Origin of the sequence: Pseudomonas sp. R-28-1W-6 (assembly GCF_009799925.1) — a bacterium.
In the GTDB taxonomy this organism is placed as follows: domain Bacteria; phylum Pseudomonadota; class Gammaproteobacteria; order Pseudomonadales; family Pseudomonadaceae; genus Aquipseudomonas.
In genome coordinates, this window is sequence record NZ_WELK01000002.1 from 163,379 (window position 1) to 184,311 (window position 20,933).

At 68.0% G+C, this 20,933-nt stretch carries 19 protein-coding genes; 11 read left to right on the top strand and 8 right to left on the bottom strand.

Annotation, left to right across the window (positions count from 1 at the left end; translation table 11 throughout):
* Window positions 1-88: 88 nt before the first annotated feature.
* The 6 genes from F3I62_RS04940 to F3I62_RS04965 are packed head-to-tail and all read left to right on the top strand — an operon-like array spanning window position 89 to window position 7,089.
* Complete coding sequence (locus F3I62_RS04940; protein WP_160488580.1) at window positions 89-823, top strand: RDD family protein; 735 nt, start codon at window positions 89-91, stop codon at window positions 821-823.
* On the top strand, window positions 820-1,800 hold the full coding sequence (locus F3I62_RS04945; protein WP_160488581.1) for a stage II sporulation protein M: 981 nt from the start codon (window positions 820-822) through the stop codon (window positions 1,798-1,800). Before F3I62_RS04940 ends, F3I62_RS04945 begins: the two co-directional genes overlap by 4 nt.
* Window positions 1,787-3,373, top strand: coding sequence for a DUF4129 domain-containing protein (locus tag F3I62_RS04950; RefSeq protein WP_160488582.1), 1,587 nt, complete (start codon window positions 1,787-1,789; stop codon window positions 3,371-3,373). Before F3I62_RS04945 ends, F3I62_RS04950 begins: the two co-directional genes overlap by 14 nt.
* A complete protein-coding gene (locus F3I62_RS04955) occupies window positions 3,370-4,680 on the top strand; it encodes a DUF4350 domain-containing protein (RefSeq protein ID WP_160488583.1) in 1,311 nt (436 codons plus the stop codon). The genes F3I62_RS04950 and F3I62_RS04955 overlap by 4 nt, the downstream gene beginning before the upstream one ends.
* Window positions 4,677-5,720 carry a MoxR family ATPase gene (locus F3I62_RS04960; RefSeq protein WP_160488584.1) on the top strand — a complete coding sequence of 348 codons (1,044 nt, stop codon included), beginning with the start codon at window positions 4,677-4,679 and terminating at the stop codon, window positions 5,718-5,720. Before F3I62_RS04955 ends, F3I62_RS04960 begins: the two co-directional genes overlap by 4 nt.
* Window positions 5,721-5,757: 37 nt before the next feature.
* Window positions 5,758-7,089: a DUF58 domain-containing protein gene (locus tag F3I62_RS04965; RefSeq protein WP_160488585.1), complete on the top strand. Its 1,332-nt coding sequence runs from the start codon at window positions 5,758-5,760 to the stop codon at window positions 7,087-7,089.
* Between the two features lie 56 nt (window positions 7,090-7,145).
* On the opposite strand, the gene F3I62_RS04970 is transcribed toward F3I62_RS04965, so the two are convergent.
* Together F3I62_RS04970 and erdR are read right to left on the bottom strand one after the other, a co-directional pair.
* Window positions 7,146-7,511: a diacylglycerol kinase gene (locus F3I62_RS04970; RefSeq protein WP_160488586.1), complete on the bottom strand. Its 366-nt coding sequence runs from the start codon at window positions 7,509-7,511 to the stop codon at window positions 7,146-7,148.
* Between the two features lie 103 nt (window positions 7,512-7,614).
* Complete coding sequence (gene erdR / locus F3I62_RS04975; protein ID WP_160488587.1) at window positions 7,615-8,265, bottom strand: response regulator transcription factor ErdR; 651 nt, start codon at window positions 8,263-8,265, stop codon at window positions 7,615-7,617.
* A 143-nt stretch (window positions 8,266-8,408) separates the two neighbouring features.
* Here erdR and F3I62_RS04980 point away from each other — a divergent pair, with 143 nt between their 5' ends.
* Entirely contained in the window at window positions 8,409-9,299 is an 891-nt protein-coding gene (locus tag F3I62_RS04980) for a DMT family transporter (protein ID WP_160488588.1), read from the top strand.
* Here the strand turns inward: F3I62_RS04980 and F3I62_RS04985 are convergent.
* Complete coding sequence (locus F3I62_RS04985; protein WP_160488589.1) at window positions 9,296-10,012, bottom strand: tRNA-uridine aminocarboxypropyltransferase; 717 nt, start codon at window positions 10,010-10,012, stop codon at window positions 9,296-9,298. The genes F3I62_RS04980 and F3I62_RS04985 overlap by 4 nt on opposite strands.
* Window positions 10,013-10,128: 116 nt before the next feature.
* Between F3I62_RS04985 and F3I62_RS04990 the strand changes: the two genes are divergently transcribed.
* Window positions 10,129-10,530, top strand: coding sequence for a quorum-sensing-regulated virulence factor family protein (locus F3I62_RS04990; RefSeq protein ID WP_160488590.1), 402 nt, complete (start codon window positions 10,129-10,131; stop codon window positions 10,528-10,530).
* Window positions 10,531-10,539: 9 nt separating this feature from the next.
* Here the strand turns inward: F3I62_RS04990 and F3I62_RS04995 are convergent, their stop codons facing one another.
* A complete protein-coding gene (locus tag F3I62_RS04995; RefSeq protein ID WP_160488591.1) occupies window positions 10,540-10,731 on the bottom strand; it encodes a hypothetical protein in 192 nt (63 codons plus the stop codon).
* Between the two features lie 65 nt (window positions 10,732-10,796).
* Window positions 10,797-13,202: a xylulose 5-phosphate 3-epimerase gene (locus F3I62_RS05000; protein WP_160488592.1), complete on the bottom strand. Its 2,406-nt coding sequence runs from the start codon at window positions 13,200-13,202 to the stop codon at window positions 10,797-10,799.
* A gap of 122 nt (window positions 13,203-13,324) precedes the next feature.
* On the opposite strand from F3I62_RS05000, the gene F3I62_RS05005 reads away from it, so the two are divergent.
* The gene (locus tag F3I62_RS05005) at window positions 13,325-14,728 is read left to right on the top strand and encodes an MBL fold metallo-hydrolase RNA specificity domain-containing protein (protein WP_160488593.1); all 1,404 of its coding nucleotides are present in this window, start codon (window positions 13,325-13,327) and stop codon (window positions 14,726-14,728) included.
* 262 nt (window positions 14,729-14,990) lie between these two features.
* Window positions 14,991-16,070: an LOG family protein gene (locus tag F3I62_RS05010; protein WP_160488594.1), complete on the top strand. Its 1,080-nt coding sequence runs from the start codon at window positions 14,991-14,993 to the stop codon at window positions 16,068-16,070.
* A 76-nt stretch (window positions 16,071-16,146) separates the two neighbouring features.
* On the opposite strand, the gene recX is transcribed toward F3I62_RS05010, so the two are convergent.
* From recX to F3I62_RS05025, 3 genes are all read right to left on the bottom strand, one after another.
* Window positions 16,147-16,611 (bottom strand): recombination regulator RecX, encoded by a 465-nt coding sequence (gene recX / locus F3I62_RS05015; RefSeq protein WP_160488595.1) that lies wholly within the window; start codon window positions 16,609-16,611, stop codon window positions 16,147-16,149.
* A 26-nt stretch (window positions 16,612-16,637) separates the two neighbouring features.
* Window positions 16,638-17,687 (bottom strand): recombinase RecA, encoded by a 1,050-nt coding sequence (recA, locus tag F3I62_RS05020; RefSeq protein ID WP_160488596.1) that lies wholly within the window; start codon window positions 17,685-17,687, stop codon window positions 16,638-16,640.
* Between the two features lie 96 nt (window positions 17,688-17,783).
* Window positions 17,784-18,275 (bottom strand): CinA family protein, encoded by a 492-nt coding sequence (locus tag F3I62_RS05025; protein ID WP_160488597.1) that lies wholly within the window; start codon window positions 18,273-18,275, stop codon window positions 17,784-17,786.
* A gap of 78 nt (window positions 18,276-18,353) precedes the next feature.
* On the opposite strand from F3I62_RS05025, the gene mutS reads away from it, so the two are divergent.
* A complete protein-coding gene (gene mutS / locus F3I62_RS05030) occupies window positions 18,354-20,921 on the top strand; it encodes a DNA mismatch repair protein MutS (protein ID WP_160488598.1) in 2,568 nt (855 codons plus the stop codon).
* Window positions 20,922-20,933 lie beyond the last annotated feature (12 nt).

Below are 20,933 nucleotides of genomic sequence, written 5' to 3' on the forward strand. Positions count from 1 at the left end.
CCAGCCAGCGCTCGGGCCGCCGCGGCGGCCCGATTGCCTTCCCTCCTGCTGCTGGCTAGCATCAGGCTTTCTTCGATGCAGTTGACGAATGCAGCCAACCCCGCCGAGCGTCGCCCCCGAGCCATCCCGCATCCGCGACAGGCTGCTGGATACGCGCCACCATGTCGAAACCCCGGAAGGCATTGATCTGGTCCTGCGCCCGGCCGGTGCGCTGCCGCGTATCCTGGCCTTCGGCCTGGACCTGCTGATCCGCGGCGCCATCCTGCTGCTGATGTTCATCGTCATGGCCTTCCTCGGCCAGCTCGGCGTGGGCCTGGGCAGCATTCTGCTGTTCCTGGTCAACTGGTGGTACATGGTGCTGTTCGAGGTGTTCAACCAGGGCCGCTCACCGGGCAAGCAGATCATGGGCCTGCGCGTGGTGCATGACGACGGCACCCCGGTCGGCTGGGGCGCCTCGCTGACCCGCAACCTGCTGCGCTTCGTCGACATGCTGCCGGTCGGCTACTGCCTGGGGCTGGTCAGCTGCCTGTGCCATCCGGCCTTCAAGCGCCTGGGCGACCTGGCCGCCGGGACCCTGGTGGTCTATCGCGACGAGAACGGCAGCCGTCCGCTGATTGCGGCCGGCGACAGCGAGCGCCCGCCGTTTCGCCTGAGCCTCGCCGAACAGCGCGCCCTGCAAGGCTTTGCCGAACGCCAGGCGGGCCTGTCCGCGGCCCGCCGCCAGGAGCTGGCCGGCATCCTCGCCGAGCCCCTGCAAGTGCCGCCGGAGCAGGCCGAGGCCCGCCTCAACAACATCGCCCGCGGCCTGCTGGGGGCGACATGAAGCAGCACCTGTTCGAGCACAAGCACGCCGCCGACTGGCAACGCTTCACCCAGCTGCTCGGCCAGCTGGAGCGCGGCAAGGCCGACAGCAAGGCCTGCGAAAGCTTTGCCGCCGATTACCGCCATCTGTGCCAGCACCTGGCCCTGGCCGAGGAGCGTGGCTACAGCAGCCACCTGATCGACCAGCTGCAACAGCTGGCGATGCGCGGCCACCAGCAGTTCTACCGCCACCGCAGCCACCTGCTGGCGCAGATGATCCGCTTCCTGATCAGCGGCTTCCCGCAACTGATCCGCAGCGAATGGCGCTGCGTGCTGGCCGGCTGCCTGCTGTTCTTCGGCAGCCTGATCGGCATGGGCCTGCTCACCTGGCAGTTCCCCGAGCTGATCTACGGCCTGCTCGACCCGGCCCAGGTCAGCGACATGGAACGCATGTACGATCCCGATGCCCGGCGCATCGGCCGCTTCAGCGAACGCGACTCGGGCGATGACTGGATGATGTTCGGCTTCTACATCATGAACAACATCGGCATCGCCTTTCAGACCTTCGCCAGCGGCCTGCTGTTCGGCCTCGGCAGCCTGTTCTTCCTGCTGTTCAACGGCCTGATGATCGGTGCCGTCGCCGGCCACCTGACCCGCATCGGCTACAGCGAAACCTTCTGGTCCTTCGTCATCGGCCATGGCGCCTTCGAGCTGACCGCCATCGCCTTCGCCGGCGCCGCGGGGCTCAAGCTCGGCTGGGCCCTGCTCGCCCCGGGCCGCCTGCGCCGCGGCGAAGCCCTGCGCCAGGCCTCCGGGCGCAGCATCCAGCTGGTCGCCGGGGTGATCCTGTTCCTGGTCATCGCCGCCTTTGTCGAGGCGTTCTGGTCGTCCATGACCTACACCACACCGACCATCAAGTACCTGGTTGGCACGGCCCTGTGGCTGCTGGTGATCGCCTATTTCGTTTTTGCCGGACGCCACCGCCATGCGCCTGACTGACGCCAGCGTCGCCATCCGCCCGCGCAGCGCCTGGGAAGCCGTCGACCTCGGCGTGCTCCTGGCGCAGCGCCACGCCGGCCTGCTGATGGGCAGCTGGGCCATCGTCACCCTGCCGGTGTTCACCCTGCTCAGCCTGCTGCTGTGGCAATACCCGACGCTCTCCGTGCTGATCTTCTGGTGGCTCAAGCCGGCCTGGGAGCGCCTGCCGCTGTATATCCTGTCGCATGCCCTGTTCGGCGATACCCCCTCGCTCAGGCAGGCACTCAAGGCCCTGCCCGGCCTGCTCAAGCCGCAACTGCTGGCCAGCCTGACCTGGCGCCGCTTCAGCCCGACGCGCAGCTTCGACCTGCCGGTGCTGCAGCTCGAAGGCCTCGCCGGCGAGGCCCGCAGCAAGCGCCTGGTGGTACTGGGCCTGGGCAACAGCGGCGGGCCGACCTGGCTGACCGTACTCGGCGTGCACCTGGAAGGGGTGTTCTGCTTCGGCCTGATCGGCCTGCTCTACCTGCTGCTGCCGCAGCAGATGAAGACCGACTGGGACTGGCAGAGCATGCTCAGCGGCGGCCAGGCCGAGTGGCTGTGGCTGGAACACCTGTCCAACCTGCTCTACGCCCTGGTGCTGGTGTTCTGGGAACCGATCTACGTGGCCTGTGGCTTCACCCTCTACCTCAACCGGCGCACCGCGCTGGAGGCCTGGGACATCGAGCTGGTCTTCCGCCGCCTGCGCCAGCGCCTGACCGGCAGCGCCTACGCCCTGCTCCTGGTTGGCGCCCTGTTCGCCCTGGTTCCGAGCCCCTCGGCCTGGGCCGAGGACGCCGCCGGCAGCTGCCCGATTCCCGTCGAAGACCCGAACGGCCCGGACGCCCCGCGCCTGCTCAAGCAGCCGTTGACCAGCCAGGCCGCCCACGACAGCATCACCCGGCTGCTCGACCAGCCGCCGTTCGAACACCGCGAGACGGTGACCCGCTGGCGCTTCGGCGATGAGCAGAACAAGGCCGAGGACAAGCCGCGGGACGAGAGCCAAGGCCTGCTCGAAGCCCTGCAGAACCTCGGCGCGCTGAGCGACTACCTGAAGAAGCTGGAAATCGTCGCGCTGATCTTCGAAGTGCTGCTGTGGGCCGCGCTGATCGGTCTGATCCTGCTGCTGGTGTGGCGCTATCGCGAATGGCTGAGCACCTTCGCCGGCCGCCTCGGCCTGCCGCAACGGCGCATCCGCGAGATGCCGAGCCAGCTGTTCGGCCTGGAAGTGGCCCCGGAAAGCCTGCCCGACGACGTCGCCAGCGCAGCCGAGCGACTCTGGGACGAACAACCGCGCGAGGCCCTCGGCCTGCTCTACCGCGCCCTGCTCAGCCGCCTGCTGCACGACTTGCGCCTGCCGCTGAAGGGCTCGCACACCGAGGGCGAGGTGCTGCAACTGGTGCAGCACCTCGACCAGGCCGAACTGAGCCGCTTCAGCACGGTCCTGACCCGCCACTGGCAGAACCTCGCCTACGGCCATCGTCTGCCGCCGGCTGCGCTCAAGCAGGGCCTGTGCGATGCCTGGCGCCGCCTGTTCCCGACGGGAGCGACGGCATGAGCCGGACCGGCAGATTCGCCCTCGGCGGCCTTCTCGTCCTGGCGCTCGGCCTGCTGGCCATCTATGTCCTGGGCCAGCTGCAACCCTACGAGAAGACCCTCAAGCTCGGCCCGGCGCCGGAGGTCGACGCCGATCCCTACCTGGCCGCCGAATACTTCCTGCGCGAACGCCAGATCGCGGTCAGCCGCGCCGACGGCCTGGCCGTGCTGCGCCAGCTGCCGGCACCCGGGCAGACCCTGATGCTGCTCAGCAGCCGCGAGGACATGACCCCGCGCCAGGCCCGCCAGGTGCTGGAATGGACGGCCAAGGGCGGCCATCTGGTGTTCGTCGCGGAAAGCCTGTGGGACGAGGAACAGGGCAAGAGCGACGACCTGCTGCTCGACAGCCTGGGCATCCAGCAGCACCTGACCGAAGACCTCGACGAGGCGGCGGACGGTGACGAGGACAGCAGCACCAGCGAGGCCGACGAGCAGGCCGACGCGGACGCCGACAGCGCCACGGACAGCGACGCCGCCGAGCCCGCCGAAGCGGCCGGCGACAACGAGGACGAGCTCGGCGAGGCGGTCGCCGCACAGGTCGAGGCCGAGGATGACGACCGTTACCCGGAGCTGACCAAGCTCTACCTGGAGAACGAGCAGGCCCCGGCCTACGTCGACTTCGACACCGACTTCCACCTCTACGACGCCAAGAACCGGGCCCATGCCTGGGCCAACAGCGGCGCAGCCACGCACATGCTGCAGCTGTACCACGGCGACGGCCTGGTCACCGTGCTCACCGACGCCTGGCTCTGGCAGAACGACAGCATCGATGCCTACGACAACGCCTGGCTGCTCTGGTACCTCAGCCAGGACAGCAGCGTCACCCTGCTCTACAGCAAGGTGCGCGACAGCCTGCTCAGCCAGCTGTTCGAGCACTACCCCGCCGCGCTCACCGCCCTGGCCCTGCTGATCGTCCTGCTGCTGTGGCATGCCGGCCTGCGCCACGGCCCGCTGCAGAGCCCGCCCAGCCATGCCCGCCGGCAACTGGAGGAACACCTGCGCGGCAGCGCCGACTTCCTGTTGCGCCGCACCAGCCAGCAGCACCTGCTGCACAGCCTGCAGCGCGATATCCAGCGCCGCGCCCGCCACCGCCACCCGGGCTTCGAACGCCTGGCCGTGGCCGATCAGTGGCAAGTGCTCGGCCGCCTCACCCGCATCCCCACCAGCGCCATCAGCCAAGCCATGCGCCCCGCGCCTGCGCACAAGCTGTCCGCTGCCGACTTCACCCGTCAGGTCGCCAACCTGCAAACCCTCAGGAATGCCCTATGAGCGAACACACGCCGGACCAACCCACAGCCAGCCCAGCCCCGGCCACCCCGGCACCCGCCACGGCGGCGAGCAACCCGGCCAGCCAGCGCCAGCGCGCCACCCAGATGCTCCAGGCCCTGCGCCTGGAGCTGCAGAAGGCCGTGGTCGGCCAGCACGCGGTGATCGACGACGTGCTGACCGCCCTGATCGCCGGCGGCCACGTGCTGGTCGAAGGCGTGCCCGGCCTGGGCAAGACCCTGCTGGTGCGGGCCCTGGCCAAGTGCTTCGGCGGCGAGTTCGCGCGCATCCAGTTCACCCCCGACCTGATGCCCAGCGACGTCACCGGCCACGCCGTGTACGACCTGCAGACCGAGCAGTTCAAGCTGCGCAAGGGCCCGGCCTTCACCAACCTGCTGCTGGCCGACGAGATCAACCGTGCCCCGGCCAAGACCCAGGCCGCCCTGCTGGAAGTCATGCAGGAGCGCCAGATCACCCTCGAGGGCCGCGCCCTGGCAGTGCCGCAACCGTTCCTGGTGATGGCCACGCAGAACCCCATCGAGCAGGAAGGCACCTACCCGCTGCCGGAAGCCGAGCTCGATCGCTTCATGCTCAAGCTGCGCATGGACTACCCGCAGGCCGATGAAGAGATGAGCCTGGTGCGCCAGGTGACTCGCTCGGCCAAGGCCGACATGCTCGAAGTGGCGCCGCTGCGCACGCTGCTGCAGGCCAAGGACGTGCTGGCCCTGCAGAAGATCGCCAGCGAACTGGCCATCGACGAGCAGGTGCTCGACTACGCCGTGCGCCTGGCCCGTGCCACCCGCACCTGGCCCGGCCTGGCCATGGGGGCCGGGCCGCGCGCCTCGATCGCCCTGGTGCGCGGCGGCCGCGCCCGCGCCCTGCTGCGTGGCGGCGACTTCGTCCTGCCGGATGACGTGAAGGGCTGCGCCCTGGCCGTGCTGCGCCACCGCGTGCGCCTGGCGCCGGAGCTGGATATCGAAGGCCTGTCGGTCGACCAGGTGCTGCAGCAGCTGCTCGACCAAGTCCCGGCGCCGCGCCTGTGATGCGGCGCCCACCGCTGCTGCGAGGCCCGCGCCCGGCATGAAACCTTCGCGCCTCCTGCTCGGCCTGCTCGGCGTGCTGCTGACCCTGGCCATCGTCCTGGGCAGCCTGCCGCTGCTCAAGGTCCAGCTGCCGCAAACCCTGCAAGCACTGTGGTGGAGCCTGCTGCTGTGCCTGCTGCTGGTCGCCGTGGCCGACGCCCTGTGGCTGCGCCGCCTGCCCTCGCCGCGCCTGCAGCGCCAGCTGCCGGGCAACCTGCCGCTGGGGCGCTGGAGCGAAGTGCGCCTGACCCTGCAGCACGACTACAGCCAGGTGCTGACGGTCGAACTGTTCGACCATGTGCCCGAACGCATGGCATTCGAATACCTGCCGCAGCGGGTCGAGCTGCGCCCCGGCGAACAGACCCAGTGCGGCTACCGAGTGCGTCCGCTGCAGCGCGGGCACTTCCGCTTCGCCCGCTGCGAACTCAACCTGCCCAGCCCGCTGCGGCTGTGGCAGGGCCGGCGCTACCTGGAGCTGGCGGGGGAAACCCGCGTCTACCCGGACTTCGCCCGTATCTACGGGGCCCAGCTGATGGCGGTGGACGACTGGCTCAGCCAGCTCGGCGTGCGCCAGCGCCAGCGCCGCGGCCTGGGCCTGGAGTTCCACCAGCTGCGCGAATTCCGCGAGGGCGACACCCTGCGCCAGATCGACTGGAAGGCCACCGCGCGCAAGCGCACGCCGATCGCCCGCGAATACCAGGACGAACGCGACCAGCAGATCGTCTTCCTGCTCGACTGCGGGCGACGCATGCGCAGCCATGACGGCGACCTGTCGCACTTCGATCACGCCCTCAATGCCAGCCTGCTGCTCAGCTACGTGGCCCTGCGCCAGGGCGATGCCGTGGGCCTGGCAACCTTCGCCGGCGACCGCGACCAGTTCGTCCCGCCGGTCAAGGGCCAGGCGCACATCAGCAGCCTGCTCAACGCCGTGTACGCCCTGGACAGCACCCGCCGCCCGGCCGACTACGCCGCGGCGATCAACCAGCTGCTGGTGCGCCAGCGGCGCCGCGCCCTGGTGGTGCTGGTGACCAACCTGCGCGACGAAGACGACGAAGAGCTGCTCGGCGCGGTCAAGCGCCTCAGCCGCCAGCACCGCGTGCTGATCGCCAGCCTGCGCGAGGAAGTGCTCGACCAGCTGCGCCAGACCCCGGTCGACAGCTACGAGCAGGCGCTCGGCTACTGCGGCACGGTGAACTACCTGAATGCCCGCGCCGGCCTGCACGAACGCCTGCTGGCCAACGGCATTCCGGTACTCGACGCGCGCCCCGGCGAGCTGGGCCCGCAACTGGTCAGTCGCTACCTGGAATGGAAAAAGGCCGGGGTGCTCTGAGCACCGCCGGCCTTCCTGGAGCGCGCTTTGCGCCTATGCGCTAACGGGGAAGCGCCTCAGCCGAGCAGGATCACCGCCCAGACCACCGCGATCAGGCTGAGGGAGACGAACTGCGCGGCGCTGCCCATGTCCTTGGCGTTCTTCGACAGAGGATGGCGGTCCAGCGAGATGCGGTCGATCGCCGCCTCCACCGCCGAGTTGAACAGCTCGACGATCAGCGACAGCAGGCCCACGGCGATCATCAGCGCGCGCTCCACCGGGCTCACCTCGAGCCAGAAGGCCAGCGGCAGCAGCACCACGTTGAGCAGCACCAGCTGGCGGAACGCGGCCTCGCCGGTGAAGGCGGCCCGCAGGCCGTCCAGCGAATAGCCGGCCGCATTGAGGATACGTTTCAGGCCGGTCTGGCCCTTGAATGGCGACATTGCTTGGTTACCTGAAGCTGAGGATGGCGGAGCTTAGGCCCGGCCCGGTCAAAAAATCGTGAATACGCCCGGCGCAGGTGCGTGCTGACAACGGCTGTGGCCGTCACTGCCCGGGGATCGACTCCATCTGCTGCAGCAACAGCGCCGCCTGGGTGCGGGTGCGCACGCCGAGCTTGCGGAAGATCGCCGTGACATGGGCCTTGATGGTCGCTTCCGAGACGCTCAGCTCATAGGCGATCTGCTTGTTCAGCAAACCCTCGCAGACCATGGTCAGCACGCGGAACTGCTGCGGCGTGAGGCTGGCCAGGCCTTCGCTGGCGGCCTTGGCCTCGGCCGAGACACTGGCCGCCTCGGCGGACAACGGCGGCCACCAGACATCGCCATCGAGCACCTGGCGCACGGCCTGCTGGATGGTCTCCAGCGAACTGGACTTGGGAATGAAGCCACTGGCGCCGAACTCGCGCGAGCGCACCACCACGGCCGCCTCTTCCTGGGCCGAGACCATCACCACCGGAACCTGCGGGTATTGCCCGCGCAGCAGCACCAGGCCGGAGAAACCGTAGGCACCGGGCATGTTGAGATCCAGCAGGACCAGGTCCCAGTCGCTTTTCTCGGCGAGCCGGGCTTCCAGTTCGGCGATGCTGGCCGCTTCCACCAGGCGCACATCCGGGCCCAGGCCCAGGCTCAGCGCCTGTTGCAGGGCGCTGCGGAACAGCGGGTGATCGTCAGCGATCAGAATTTCGTAAGCGGCCATTGGTGTTCCCTGTTCTTGTTGTGGGCCGAAGCAATCCGGGCAGCACGGGGTTGCGAGCGGCGCCAAGCATGCCCAGCTGTGACGGGGTGGTCAAGTTGCGCGCTTTGCGGCAAAGTCGCGGCTTTTTACTGCCGAGATTTCGCATGCCTAGCCAAGCCCTGCGCGCCGACCTGCTGATGTTACTCACCGCGATGATCTGGGGCTCCGCCTTCGTTGCGCAACGCCTGGGCATGGATGCCATCGGCCCCTTCCTCTACACCGGCCTGCGCTTTGCCCTGGCCACCGTCGTCGTGCTGCCGCTGGTGATCCTGCTCGGCCGCCGCGGCGCCGACAAGGCGCCGGAGCCGATCAACCGCGGCCTGCTGTTCGGCGGCCTGATCATGGGCCTGGCGCTGTCGCTGGGGATCAACCTGCAACAGGTCGGCCTGCTGTTCACCAGCGTGACCAACTCCGGCTTCATCACCGGCCTGTACGTGATCGTCGTGCCGCTGCTCGGCCTGTTCCTCGGCCACAAGACCGGCCTGGGCACCTGGCTGGGCGCCGGGCTGGCCGTGGCCGGGATGTTCCTGCTCAGCGTCGGCGAGGGCTTCCACGTCGCGTCCGGCGATTGGCTGCAACTGGCCGGCGCCTGCGTCTGGGGCGTGCACGTGCTGCTGGTGAGCTTCTTCGCCAGCCGCCACGACCCGCTGCGCCTGGCCCTGCTGCAGTTCGCCACCTGCGCGGTGATCAGTTTGATGCTGGCCCTGATCCTCGAGGAGATCAAGCTCGACGCCATCCTCGCCGCCGGCCCGGCCATCCTCTACGGCGGCCTGTTCGGCGTGGCGGTCGGTTTCACCCTGCAGGTGGTGGCGCAGAAGCATGCCATCGCCTCGCACGCGGCGATCATCCTGTCCCTGGAAGCGGTATTCGCCGCGATCGCTGGCGCCCTGTTCCTCGGCGAGGCGCTGGCGCTGAAGGGCTACTTCGGCTGCGCCCTGATGTTCACCGGCATGCTGATTGCCCAGCTATGGCCGAAGAAGGCCCTGGCCGGCTAGTCCTGGAGCAAGGCCTTGACGGCCAAGTGGGCGGGACTCTGCTCGTCCACCGGCCAGCGGTGCTTGGCGCCCAGGTAGCGCTCGCTGAACAGGTCCAGCCAGGCATCCAGGGCCCGGGCCGCGCGCGGCTCGCCGCCCAGCTCCAGGCATAGCGCCGCCACCTCCGCGGTGCACAGGTGCTCCTCGCGCTTGGAGCGCCGCAGGCGGTAGCGCGACAGCTGCTCCGGCTGCAGGCTGAGCACCGGGAAGCGATCCAGGTAGGGGCTCTTGCGAAACATCTTGCGCGCCTCGGTCCAGGTCGCATCGAGCAGGATGAACAGCGGGCGCTTGCCCGGCGCCGCCGGCAACTCGCCGATCACCCGCTGCGGCGCCGCATATTCGCCGGGGAACACCACGCAGGGCTGCCACTGCGGGTCGTCGAGCAACGCCAGCAGGCCGGGGTCGACCGCCGTGCGCTGCCAGGTGAAGGCAAAGGTGTCGGCCACCAGATCGGCGATCAGCCAACCGGTGTTGCTCGGCTTCAGCGCCTCGACATCGTGCATCAGCAGGCACACGCCGGCGCGCACCTCGACCTGCGGCTTCCAGGCGCACAGGCAGTAATTGCCCAGCACCCGGCACTGCGGGCAGCGCGGCGCACGCGAGCCGCGGGCGACAAAGGGCTTGAGGCTGCGCGCCAGGCGTTCGGCGCGGAGCCGGGCAACGGCATGGGTCATCGGGAAACCTGCGGACAAAGGCATGGGGCGCGCAAGTCTAGAGTAAGATGGCACGCGACTGAACCGGCCCGGCCATGGCCGGTCGAAGGATTCAGCCTTATTTGTGGAGATTGTTCATGCTGCGCCTCGCTTCCCTGCTCGCCCTCAGCCTTGCCCTGCCCGTCGCTCACGCGGCCTCCCTGAAGGATTACGAGCTGACCCGCATGCTCGGCCAGGTCGCCAAGGACAGCAGCGTCGGCACGCCGCGCGCGATCAACGAGGACATCCTCGACCAGGGCTACACCGTGCAAGGCAACGAACTGGTCAACCACCTCAGCGTGCGCAGCGCCCACGCGGCGCAGATGCGCGGCAACCCGGACGCCGTGCGCCAGCAACTGGCCAGCAGCGTCTGCAGCAACACCGGCTACCGCCAGCTGCTGGCGCGCGGCGCGGTGCTGCGCTACGAGTTCAGCGAATACCAGAGCAACCGCCCGGTGACCACCGAGCGCTTCAGCAAGGCCGATTGCGGCCTGCAGTAAGCCGTCGCTTCACGCCTGTTCGGCGCGCGGCTCGTCGTCCGCGCGCAGCTCGGTGAGCAGCGCCTCCATGAAACGGGAGCGCCGCGCACCACCCTCCAGACGCCACCGACATTCGTCGGCCAGGCTCAAGCCATTGCTGCTGGCGGCTTGCACCAGCAGGCGATACAGATCGAGATCCAGCTCCAGTACCAACTTGGGCATGCCTGCCCTCCCTTCCCTGAGTCATTCCCCGCCGACTGGCGCCGGCTTGCGGCCCGGCACCCGGCTCAGCGCAGGCAGGCCGGGTCGCCCTCGCCCTGCACCGCCGCACGCTCCTGCGCGTTCAGCAGCTCGTCCAAGCCTATCCCCAGCAGCTCGCTGGCGGCCAGCAGCACATGGGCCCAGCTGCAGCGGTTGGCGAACAGCATGCCCGCCTCGTCCAGCGTGCCGCCGCGGTTGCAGTAACCCAGCACGCGCTGCCGGGTGGCGTCGCCGAGGATCGGCCAGAGATGGCCGCGCGCCACTTCCGGGCGCATGTGGCTCAGCAGTATGCGTCGGCCATGGCGGTGCGGGAACAGCCGCTCCAGCGTCGCCCCGTCCGCCACCGCGGCGGCCTCCCAGACATCGCGCGGAGCGCGGAAGCGCCCCGGCTCCTGCAGGTAGATCAGCTGCCAGGCATGCCCGGCCGCCGTCAGGCGCTGCGCCGCGCGGCGCATCTCGGCCAGCTGGTAGCTGCCGCTGGCGATCAGCAGCAGCGGATCGGCACCTGGCGCCTGCTCCAGCAGGATCGCGCCATCGCGGGCCAGTTGCTCAGCCTGCTGCTGGTCGAAGACCGCCGGCCGCTCGCGCTTGGGCGCCACCACACAGGCCAGCTGCCCACGCGCCTGATAGATGCCGGGCAACAGGGCCAGCAGCGCATTATGGTCGGCCGGAAACAGCACCCGCACCATGTCGCCCATTTCGCCGAGCAGGGCCTCGCAGAAGGTAGTGTCCTGGTGCGACTGCTGGTTCTTGCCGTTCTCCCAGGTGTGCGAGGTGGCAACCAGCGGCCAGCCGAGCCAGCCGGCCGGCCGCCCGACCTCCTTCTGCTGGCGGGCGAAGATCAGGCTCTGGCGCACCGCCCCGAGCATCTTCACGCAGAAGGCCTCGTAGCTGGCGACCAGGTTCAAACCGCCCTGGTTGGCCAGGCAGGCGGAGACCACCGCTTCCTCGTTGAGCGCGGTGATGATCGCGCCCTGCACATCCTCCAGCTCGCACTCCGGGCTGCTGACCCGGTGCTTGAGCGCCTTCAGCACACCGCCCAGGCGGTTGCTGGCCAGCTCGTCCGGGTTGCCGACCCGCGGCCGCAGCCCCGGGTTGGCCCGCACCAGATCGACGAAGAAGCGGTCCAGGGCGGCCATCGGCGAGCAGCTCTGCGCCTGGTAATGCAGCGCAGGCAACTGCGGCTGCGCCGGCTGGCGCACGGCCAGGGCGTGCTCGCGCTCGGCCGGGCGCGCGCCGCGCGAGGTGATGAACAGGGCGCAGGCCTGCGCCAGCTCGTTCGGCGCTACCCACAGCTGCGCCGCATGCTGGTTGAACAGGGCCAGGGCCGCGGCATCCCCATGCGGATTGGCCGGCAGTGGCAGGTTGTGCGCGGCATTGCTGCCGGCACCGTAGAAACCGAAGCCCTTCTGCGTTTCGGCGATGCCGTAGGGCATCGGCAGCGGATAGTGGAGGATCTCGTTGTGCAGTTCCTGCACGCGATGACCGAGGCGCTGCTCCATCTCCCACAGGGCGCAGACAAAGGCCGCCGGGTCGCGGCCATCGAAGCTCACCGGGTCGAAGCCGCAGCGCTGCAGGTGCAGGCGGAAGCCGTCCAGCCCCTCATGGGTGCCCAGCTCGGTGCGCTGCTCGATGCGCCGGCCATTGGCGATCATCACCGGCAGCGCCACCCCACAGTCTTCGGCGCGCCACCAGCGCGGCATCCAGTCGCTGCCGCGCTGCTCTTCGGCCGCGCCATCGGAGAGGAACGCCACCAGCTTCTCGCCGGGCAGCGGCATGTGGGTGTACTGCAACTCGGCGAAGCCGAGGTAGCCGCCCTCGGCAATGCCGCCGCCGGTGTGCGGGTTGACGTGGCTGCCCAGCGGCACACCCGGGCCGCCATCCGGGGCCTGCGCATAGCTGTAGAAATCGGCCACCAGGCGGCTCATCCCGGCCTCGTCGCGGCTGTAGCGCTGGGCCTGCTGCGGATGCTGGTTGGCGGTGAGCAGGTTGAGCGCCTCGATGGCCGCCACGCAGTGGCCCTGACCCATCAGCCAGCCGCGGGTCTCGCCGCTCAGGGCATTCAGGGCCAGATAGCCGGCATAGGCCGGCACCATGTTCAGCGCACCGCCGGTGTGCCCCTCGGGCTGCGCCTTGAAGTCCTCGGCCGACAGGGCCGTGCCATCCAGGCGCACGCGCCGGGCATAGGTCATGTGCACCACCAGCCACAGGCCGGCGGCATTCAGGCGATCCAGTGCCCGCATGAAGCGGTACACGCTGGCCAGGTCGGGCTGTCGGCCGGCCTGCACCAGCTGATGGGCCAGGCGGTAGACGGCCGCCTGGGTCGCTGGACTATGCTGAACGGGGCCGTAACCTCGCTGCCATTCGGCAAAGGCAGGCTCGTGCAGTGCATGCTCGGTCAGCTCGGCGATACTGGGAATGATCTGGGACATGGCCTGGCTCCTGACATTTCTAGCAGTCTATAACAGGCAATCCCGCCCCGGCTGACCTGCATCAAGACCCGACCGCGTCCGGCACGCCAGACTCGGTCCATTCACTACGCAAGGATACTCCCATGGCTCTGCTCAGCTTCCTCGGCGCCATCCAACAAGTCACCGGCTCCTGCTACCTGATCGAAAGTCGAGACGGTGCCCGCGTATTGCTCGACTGCGGTCTGCGCCAAGGCCGCCGCGAGGAGGAGCAAGGCAACTACGAGCCCTTCGCCTTCGACCCGCTGAGCCTGGATGCCGTGGTGATTTCCCACGCCCACCTCGACCACACCGGCCTGCTGCCCAAGCTGGCCGCCGGCGGTTACCGCGGGCCGATCTTCGCCACCGACGCCACCTGCGAACTGATGGAGCTGATGCTGCTGGACGCCGCGCACATCCAGGAAAATGACGCCGAGTGGGAAAACAAGTGGCGCGCGCGCCAGGGCAAGGCGCCGATCAAGCCGCTGTACACCACCCGGGATGCCGAGCAGGCACTCAAGCTGCGCCGCCCCCTGGTCTATGGCCAGCCCCACGAAGTGGCCAAGGGCGTGCAGATCACCTTCCACGATGCCGGGCATATCCTCGGCTCGGCCATCGTCGAGATCGAGGTCCAGGATCACCACCTGAAACGCCACCTGGTGTTCTCCGGCGACCTGGGCAACGACTGCTCGCCACTGATGCGCGACCCGAGCTTTCTCAGCAAGGCCGACGTGGTGCTGCTGGAGTCCACCTACGGTGACCGCGATCACCGCTGCAGCAGCGACACGATCGAGGAGCTGGCGGATATCCTGCAGAAAGCTCACCGCGAAGGCGGCAACGTGCTGATCCCGTCCTTTGCGGTCGGCCGTACCCAGGACCTGATCTACTACCTCGGCCGCTTCTACCAGGAAGGCCGCCTGCCGCAGCAGGCCGTGTTCCTCGACAGCCCCATGGCGATCCGCGCCAACGCCATCTACTCGCGTTTCCATGAGCAATTCGCGCCCGAGGATCGCGCAATCCTGGCCGCCAAAGGCGTCAAGCGGGTCGAGGACTGGCTGCCGATCCTGCGCTGCACGCCGACCCCGGAAGACTCCATGGCGATCAACCGGATCAAGAGCGGCGCCATCATCATCGCCGGCAGCGGCATGTGCACCGGCGGGCGCATCGTCCACCACTTCAAGCACAACCTCTGGCGCAGCGAGTGCCACCTGGTGTTCCCCGGCTTCCAGGCCGCCGGCACCCTGGGCCGCAGCATCGTCGACGGTGCCACCTCGGTGAAGGTGCTGCACCAGCGCATCGCGGTCAAAGCGCAGATCCACACCCTGGGCGGCTTCTCCGCCCATGCCGGGCAATCGCAGCTGCTCGACTGGGTCGGCCACTTCGACCATCACCCGGAGCTGTACCTGGTGCATGGCGAACTGGAGAAGATGCAGGCGCTGCAACAGGCCCTGCGCGAGAAGCTCAACTGGATCGCCAACATCCCCGAGCCCGGCGAACAGATCGCCCTCTGAAAACCGGTTTGCGATCTCGCGAGCTAGAGCCTGTTTTTAACGCAGCATGGCCGACGCGCAGCAGATCGTGCCCGCCCCACGCCAGACAGCCCGCAGCCGCGGGCTCGTGCCGATCAATCCGGTTACAAAAGCCAGGTGGCGCCATGCAACCTGCGGCGCCGTTCGTCCGTCAAACCGTCACAAGCCCAGCCATACTCAGCACAGGGTCGGGCGTTTCAAGGATGTGGAATGACCCGGTCCGTATCAAGCAAGGAGAAATTGCATGCCTTATGAATCGGACGATTATCTATCCAGGCACTTCCAGACCGGCGGGATCGACCTGACCGACAAGATCGAGGAACTCGCCAACCTGGTGGTACCACCCGCCAGCCCCAACCTGCCGCTGTACCAGGAAATGCTCACCACCGTGGTGCGCATGGCCCAGGCCGACCGCAACCGCTGGGACGCCAAGATCATGCTGCAGACCCTGCGCGAAATGGAGCACGCCTTCAGCGCCCTGGAACAGTTCAAGCGCCGGCGCAAGGTCACCGTGTTCGGCTCCGCCAGAACCCCAAGCGACCACCCCACCTACAGGCTGGCCCGCGAGCTGGGGCAGACCCTGGCCCACCTCGACCTGATGGTGGTCACCGGCGCCGGTGGCGGCATCATGGCCGCGGCCCATGAAGGCGCTGGCCTGGAGAACAGCCTCGGCTTCAACATCACCCTGCCCTTCGAACAGGGCGCCAACGCCACCGTGCACGGCAGCGACAACCTGCTGTCGTTCCACTTCTTCTTTCTGCGCAAGCTGTTCTTCGTCAAGGAGGCCGACGCCCTGGTGCTCTGCCCCGGCGGTTTCGGCACCCTGGACGAGGCCCTGGAAGTCCTGACCCTGATCCAGACCGGCAAGAGCCCGCTGGTGCCCATCGTCCTGCTCGACGAGCCCGGCAGCAATTATTGGGAGGAGGCCCTGCGCTACATCCGCGAGCAGTTGCTGGAGCGCCGTTACATCCTGCCCAGCGACATGCAGCTGATGCGCCTGGTGCACAGCGCCCAGGAAGCCGGCCAGGAAATCGCCCGCTTCTACCGCAACTACCACTCGACCCGCTGGCTCAAGGGCAGCTTCGTGATCCGCATGAACCACCCGCTCAACGATTTGGCGCTGCGGGTACTGAACAAGGAGTTTGCCGACCTGTGCCTGAGTGGCGGCTATCTGCAGCAGGGCTATTGCGAGGCGGAAAGCGACGAGCCGGAGTTCTGCGAGCTGACGCGCCTGGCCTTCAGCTTCAACGCCCGCGACCATGGCCGCCTGCGCGAGCTGGTCGACTTCATCAACCTGCCGCAGAACTGGGCGCAGAACAGCTGAGGCGAGCTCTGCCGCCAACCGGGAATCGTACAAAAAAGAAAGCCCGGGATCGGGGAGCGCCGGGCTTAAAGGGGATTCAGTCCAGATCGGCGCCGCGCAACAGGCGGCCGATCTGTTCCTGGGAAAAACCGCGATAGGCGAGAAACCGCCCCTGCCTGGCCCGCTCGCGGGCATCGACAGGCAACTCGCCGGCAAACTTGCGCTGCCAGAGTTCGCGCAACTGCGCCGACCAGTCGACATCCGCACCAGCCAGGGCCTGCTCGATAGCCGCGCGCGGCAGGCCACGCTGCGCCAGCTCCTCACGGATACGCAAGGGGCCGAAGCCGGAACGGGCCTTGCTGCCGACGAAGCTGTCGAGGTAACGCGTCTCCGACAACAGGCCTTCCTCGGCCAGGCGATCGAGGGCGCTGTCGACCAGCTCCTGCGGGGCCCCGCGCTGGCGCAGCTTGCGCGTCAACTCGACACGGCCATGCTCACGCCGCGCCAGCAGGTCCATCGCCGTGCGGCGTACCGCCACCAGGGTATCGAGCATCGCCGCCATATCGAAACGCTACCGGCTGCCGCGGATCAGGCGTCGATATCGGCCAGGTCGTCGGCATCGGCGGTGCTTTCGGCACGCGCCGGACCGGAAGCCACCAGCAGTTTCTCGCGGATGATCTTCTCGATGGCGCTGCCCACTTCCGGGTTGTCTTCCAGGTACTTGGCCGAGTTGGCCTTGCCCTGGCCGATCTTGTTGCCCTGGTAGCTGTACCAGGCGCCCGACTTCTCGATCAGGCCGAGCTGCACGCCGAGGTCGATGACTTCGCCGGTGCGGTAGATGCCCTTGCCGTAGAGAATCTGGAACTCGGCCTGGCGGAACGGCGGGGCGACCTTGTTCTTCACTACCTTGACGCGGGTTTCGCTGCCGACCACTTCGTCGCCTTCCTTCACCGCGCCGGTACGGCGGATGTCCAGGCGCACCGAGGCGTAGAACTTGAGGGCGTTACCACCGGTGGTGGTTTCCGGGCTGCCGAACATCACGCCGATCTTCATGCGGATCTGGTTGATGAAGATCACCAGGCAGTTGGCGTTCTTGATGTTGCCGGTGATCTTGCGCAGCGCCTGGCTCATCAGGCGGGCCTGCAGGCCGACGTGCATGTCGCCCATCTCGCCTTCGATTTCGGCCTTGGGCACCAGGGCAGCCACGGAGTCGACGATGATCACGTCGACGGCATTGGAGCGCACCAGCATGTCGGTGATTTCCAGGGCCTGCTCGCCGGTATCCGGCTGCGACACCAGCAGGTCATCGACGTTGACGCCAAGCTTGCCGGCGTAGTCCGGATCGAGGGCGTGTTCGGCGTCGACGAAGGCGCAAGTGGCGCCCAGCTTCTGCGCTTCGGCGATCACCGACAGGGTCAGGGTGGTCTTGCCCGAGGATTCCGGCCCGTAGATCTCGACGATCCGGCCTTTCGGCAGGCCGCCGATGCCGAGGGCGATGTCCAGCCCCAGGGAACCGGTGGAAATGGCCGGAATCGCTTGGCGCTCGTGGTCGCCCATGCGCATCACGGCGCCCTTGCCGAATTGCTTCTCGATCTGGCCCAGGGCTGCCGCCAGCGCGCGCTTCTTGTTGTCGTCCATTTCCATCCTCACGTGATCAAGGGGAGCCGACCGCTCACCAACAACTGTATAAGTAGACAGTAGTATTCCATAAGGCAAGTCGCTCGCCTACCCCCGTCAGGGTTTTTCTCCTGCCGTCAGTCGGAGCACACCCTGCAGCGCCCGCTCCACCGTCTGCCGGCGCACTGCGCTGCGGTCACCGGCGAACTGACAACGCTGGCTATACAGCTGGTCGGCGTCGCCCCAGGCCAGCCACACGGTGCCCACCGGTTTGTCCGGCGAACCGCCGTCCGGGCCGGCAATACCGCTGACCGCCACGGCGAAGCGTGCGCCACTGTGCTGCCGGGCGCCGCGCACCATGGCTTCGACCACCTCCTGGCTGACCGCGCCGACGCGCTCGAACAGTTCGGCCGGCACCCCCAACTGGGCGGTCTTCTGGCGATTGGAATAGGTGACATAGCCGGCCTCGAACCAGGCCGAGCTGCCGGCAATGCGGGTGATCGCCTCGGCAATCCCGCCGCCGGTACAGGACTCGGCGGTGCTGACCTGGGCATGTGCGGCTTGCAGGCCTTGCCCCAGGCGGGCGGCCAATGCAGTTAGGGAATCCATATGTGCTCCGGGGTTAAGCGGGTTCGGCGGATACCGTACACTACGCGACTTTGTGAATTAAGCCGGACAGCCAGAACCATGAGCGATCTCTCCGCCCACACGCCGATGATGCAGCAGTACTGGAAGCTGAAGAACCAGCATCCGGACCAGCTGATGTTCTACCGCATGGGCGACTTCTACGAGATTTTCTACGAAGACGCGAAGAAAGCTGCGGCGCTGCTCGACATCACCCTGACCGCACGCGGCTCCTCGGCCGGCCAGGCAATCCCGATGTGCGGCATCCCGCACCATTCGGCCGAGGGCTACCTGGCCAAGCTGGTCAAGCTCGGCGAGTCGGTGGTGATCTGCGAGCAGATCGGCGACCCGGCCACCAGCAAGGGCCCGGTGGAGCGCCAGGTGGTGCGCATCATCACCCCCGGCACCATCAGCGACGAGGCTCTGCTCGACGAGCGCCGCGACAACCTGCTGGCCGCCGTGCTCGGCGACGAGCGCCTGTTCGGCCTGGCCACGCTGGACATCACCAGCGGCCGCTTCACCGTGCAGGAGCTCAAGGGCTGGGAAAACCTGCTGGCCGAAGTGGAGCGCCTGAGCCCGGCCGAACTGCTGATCCCCGACGACTGGCCGCAGGGCCTGCCGCTGGACAAGCGCCGCGGCACCCGCCGCCGCGCGCCCTGGGACTTCGACCGCGACACGGCGCGCAAGAGCCTGTGCCAACAGTTCGCCACCCAGGACCTGAAGGGCTTCGGCTGCGAGCACCTGACCCTGGCCATCGGCGCCGCCGGCTGCCTGCTCGGCTACGCCAAGGAAACCCAGCGCACTGCCCTGCCGCACCTGCGCAGCCTGCGTCATGAACGCCTCGACGACACGGTAATTCTCGACGGCGCCAGCCGGCGTAACCTGGAGCTGGACACCAACCTGGCTGGCGGGCGCGACAACACCCTGCAATCGGTGGTCGACCGCTGCCAGACCGCCATGGGTTCGCGCCTGCTGACCCGCTGGCTGAACCGTCCGCTGCGCGATCGCGTGGTGCTGGAAGGCCGCCAGGACTCCATCGCCTGCCTGCTCGATCACTACCAGTTCGAGCTGATCCAGCCGCAGCTCAAGGACATCGGCGACCTCGAACGCATCCTCGCCCGCATCGGCCTGCGCAACGCCCGCCCGCGAGACCTGGCGCGCCTGCGCGATGCACTGGCCGCCCTGCCGCAGCTGCAGGACGGCATGGCCAAGCTGGACGTGCCGCACCTGAGCGAACTGGCGGTGAATATCCGCACCTACCCGGAACTGGCCGACCTGCTGGCCCGCGCCATCATCGACAACCCGCCTGCAGTGATCCGCGACGGCGGCGTGCTGAAGACCGGCTACGACGCCGAGCTGGACGAGCTGCAATCGCTCAGCGAGAACGCCGGCCAGTACCTGATGGACCTGGAAGTACGCGAGAAGGCCCGTACCGGCCTGGCCAACCTCAAGGTCGGCTACAACCGCGTACACGGCTACTTCATCGAGCTGCCGAGCAAGCAGGCCGAATCGGCGCCGGCCGACTACATCCGCCGGCAGACCCTGAAAGGCGCCGAGCGTTTCATCACCCCGGAGCTCAAGGAGTTCGAGGACAAGGCGCTGTCGGCCAAGAGCCGCGCCCTGGCCCGCGAGAAGCTGCTGTACGACGAGCTGCTGGAACGCCTGATCGGCCACCTGGCGCCACTGCAGGACAGCGCCGCGGCCCTGGCCGAGCTGGATGTGCTGAGCAACCTGGCCGAGCGCGCACTGAACCTCGACCTCAACCGCCCGCGCTTCGTCGAAGAACCCTGCATGCGCATCAGCCAGGGTCGCCACCCGGTGGTCGAACAGGTGCTGGATACGCCGTTCGTGGCCAACGATCTGGATCTGGACGACAACACCCGCATGCTGATCATCACCGGCCCGAACATGGGCGGTAAGTCGACCTACATGCGCCAGACCGCACTGATCGTGCTGCTCGCCCATATCGGCAGCTTCGTCCCGGCCGCCAGCTGCGAGCTGTCACTGGTCGACCGCATCTTCACCCGCATCGGCTCCAGCGACGACCTGGCCGGTGGCCGTTCGACCTTCATGGTGGAGATGAGCGAGACCGCCAACATCCTGCACAACGCCAGCGAACGCAGCTTGGTGCTGATGGACGAAGTCGGCCGTGGCACCAGTACCTTCGACGGCCTGTCGCTGGCCTGGTCAGCGGCCGAGCAGCTGGCCAGCCTGCGCGCCTGGACGCTGTTCGCCACCCACTACTTCGAGCTGACCGTGTTGCCGGAAAGCACGCCTGCGGTGGCCAACGTGCACCTCAATGCCACCGAGCACAACGAGCGCATCGTCTTCCTCCATCACGTGCTGCCCGGCCCGGCCAGCCAGAGTTATGGCCTGGCGGTGGCACAACTGGCCGGCGTGCCGGCGCCGGTGATCGCCCGCGCCCGCGAGCACCTGGCGCGCCTGGAAACCACCAGCCTGCCCCACGAAGCGCCGCGCAGCGTGGCCGGCCAACCGGCCGCACCCATGCAGAATGACCTGTTCGCCAGCCTGCCGCACCCGGTGCTGGAGGAATTGGCCAAGATCAATCCCGATGATCTGACACCGCGCCGCGCCCTGGAGCTGTTATATACATGGAAGACACGCATCTAACGCCCAGCGGCG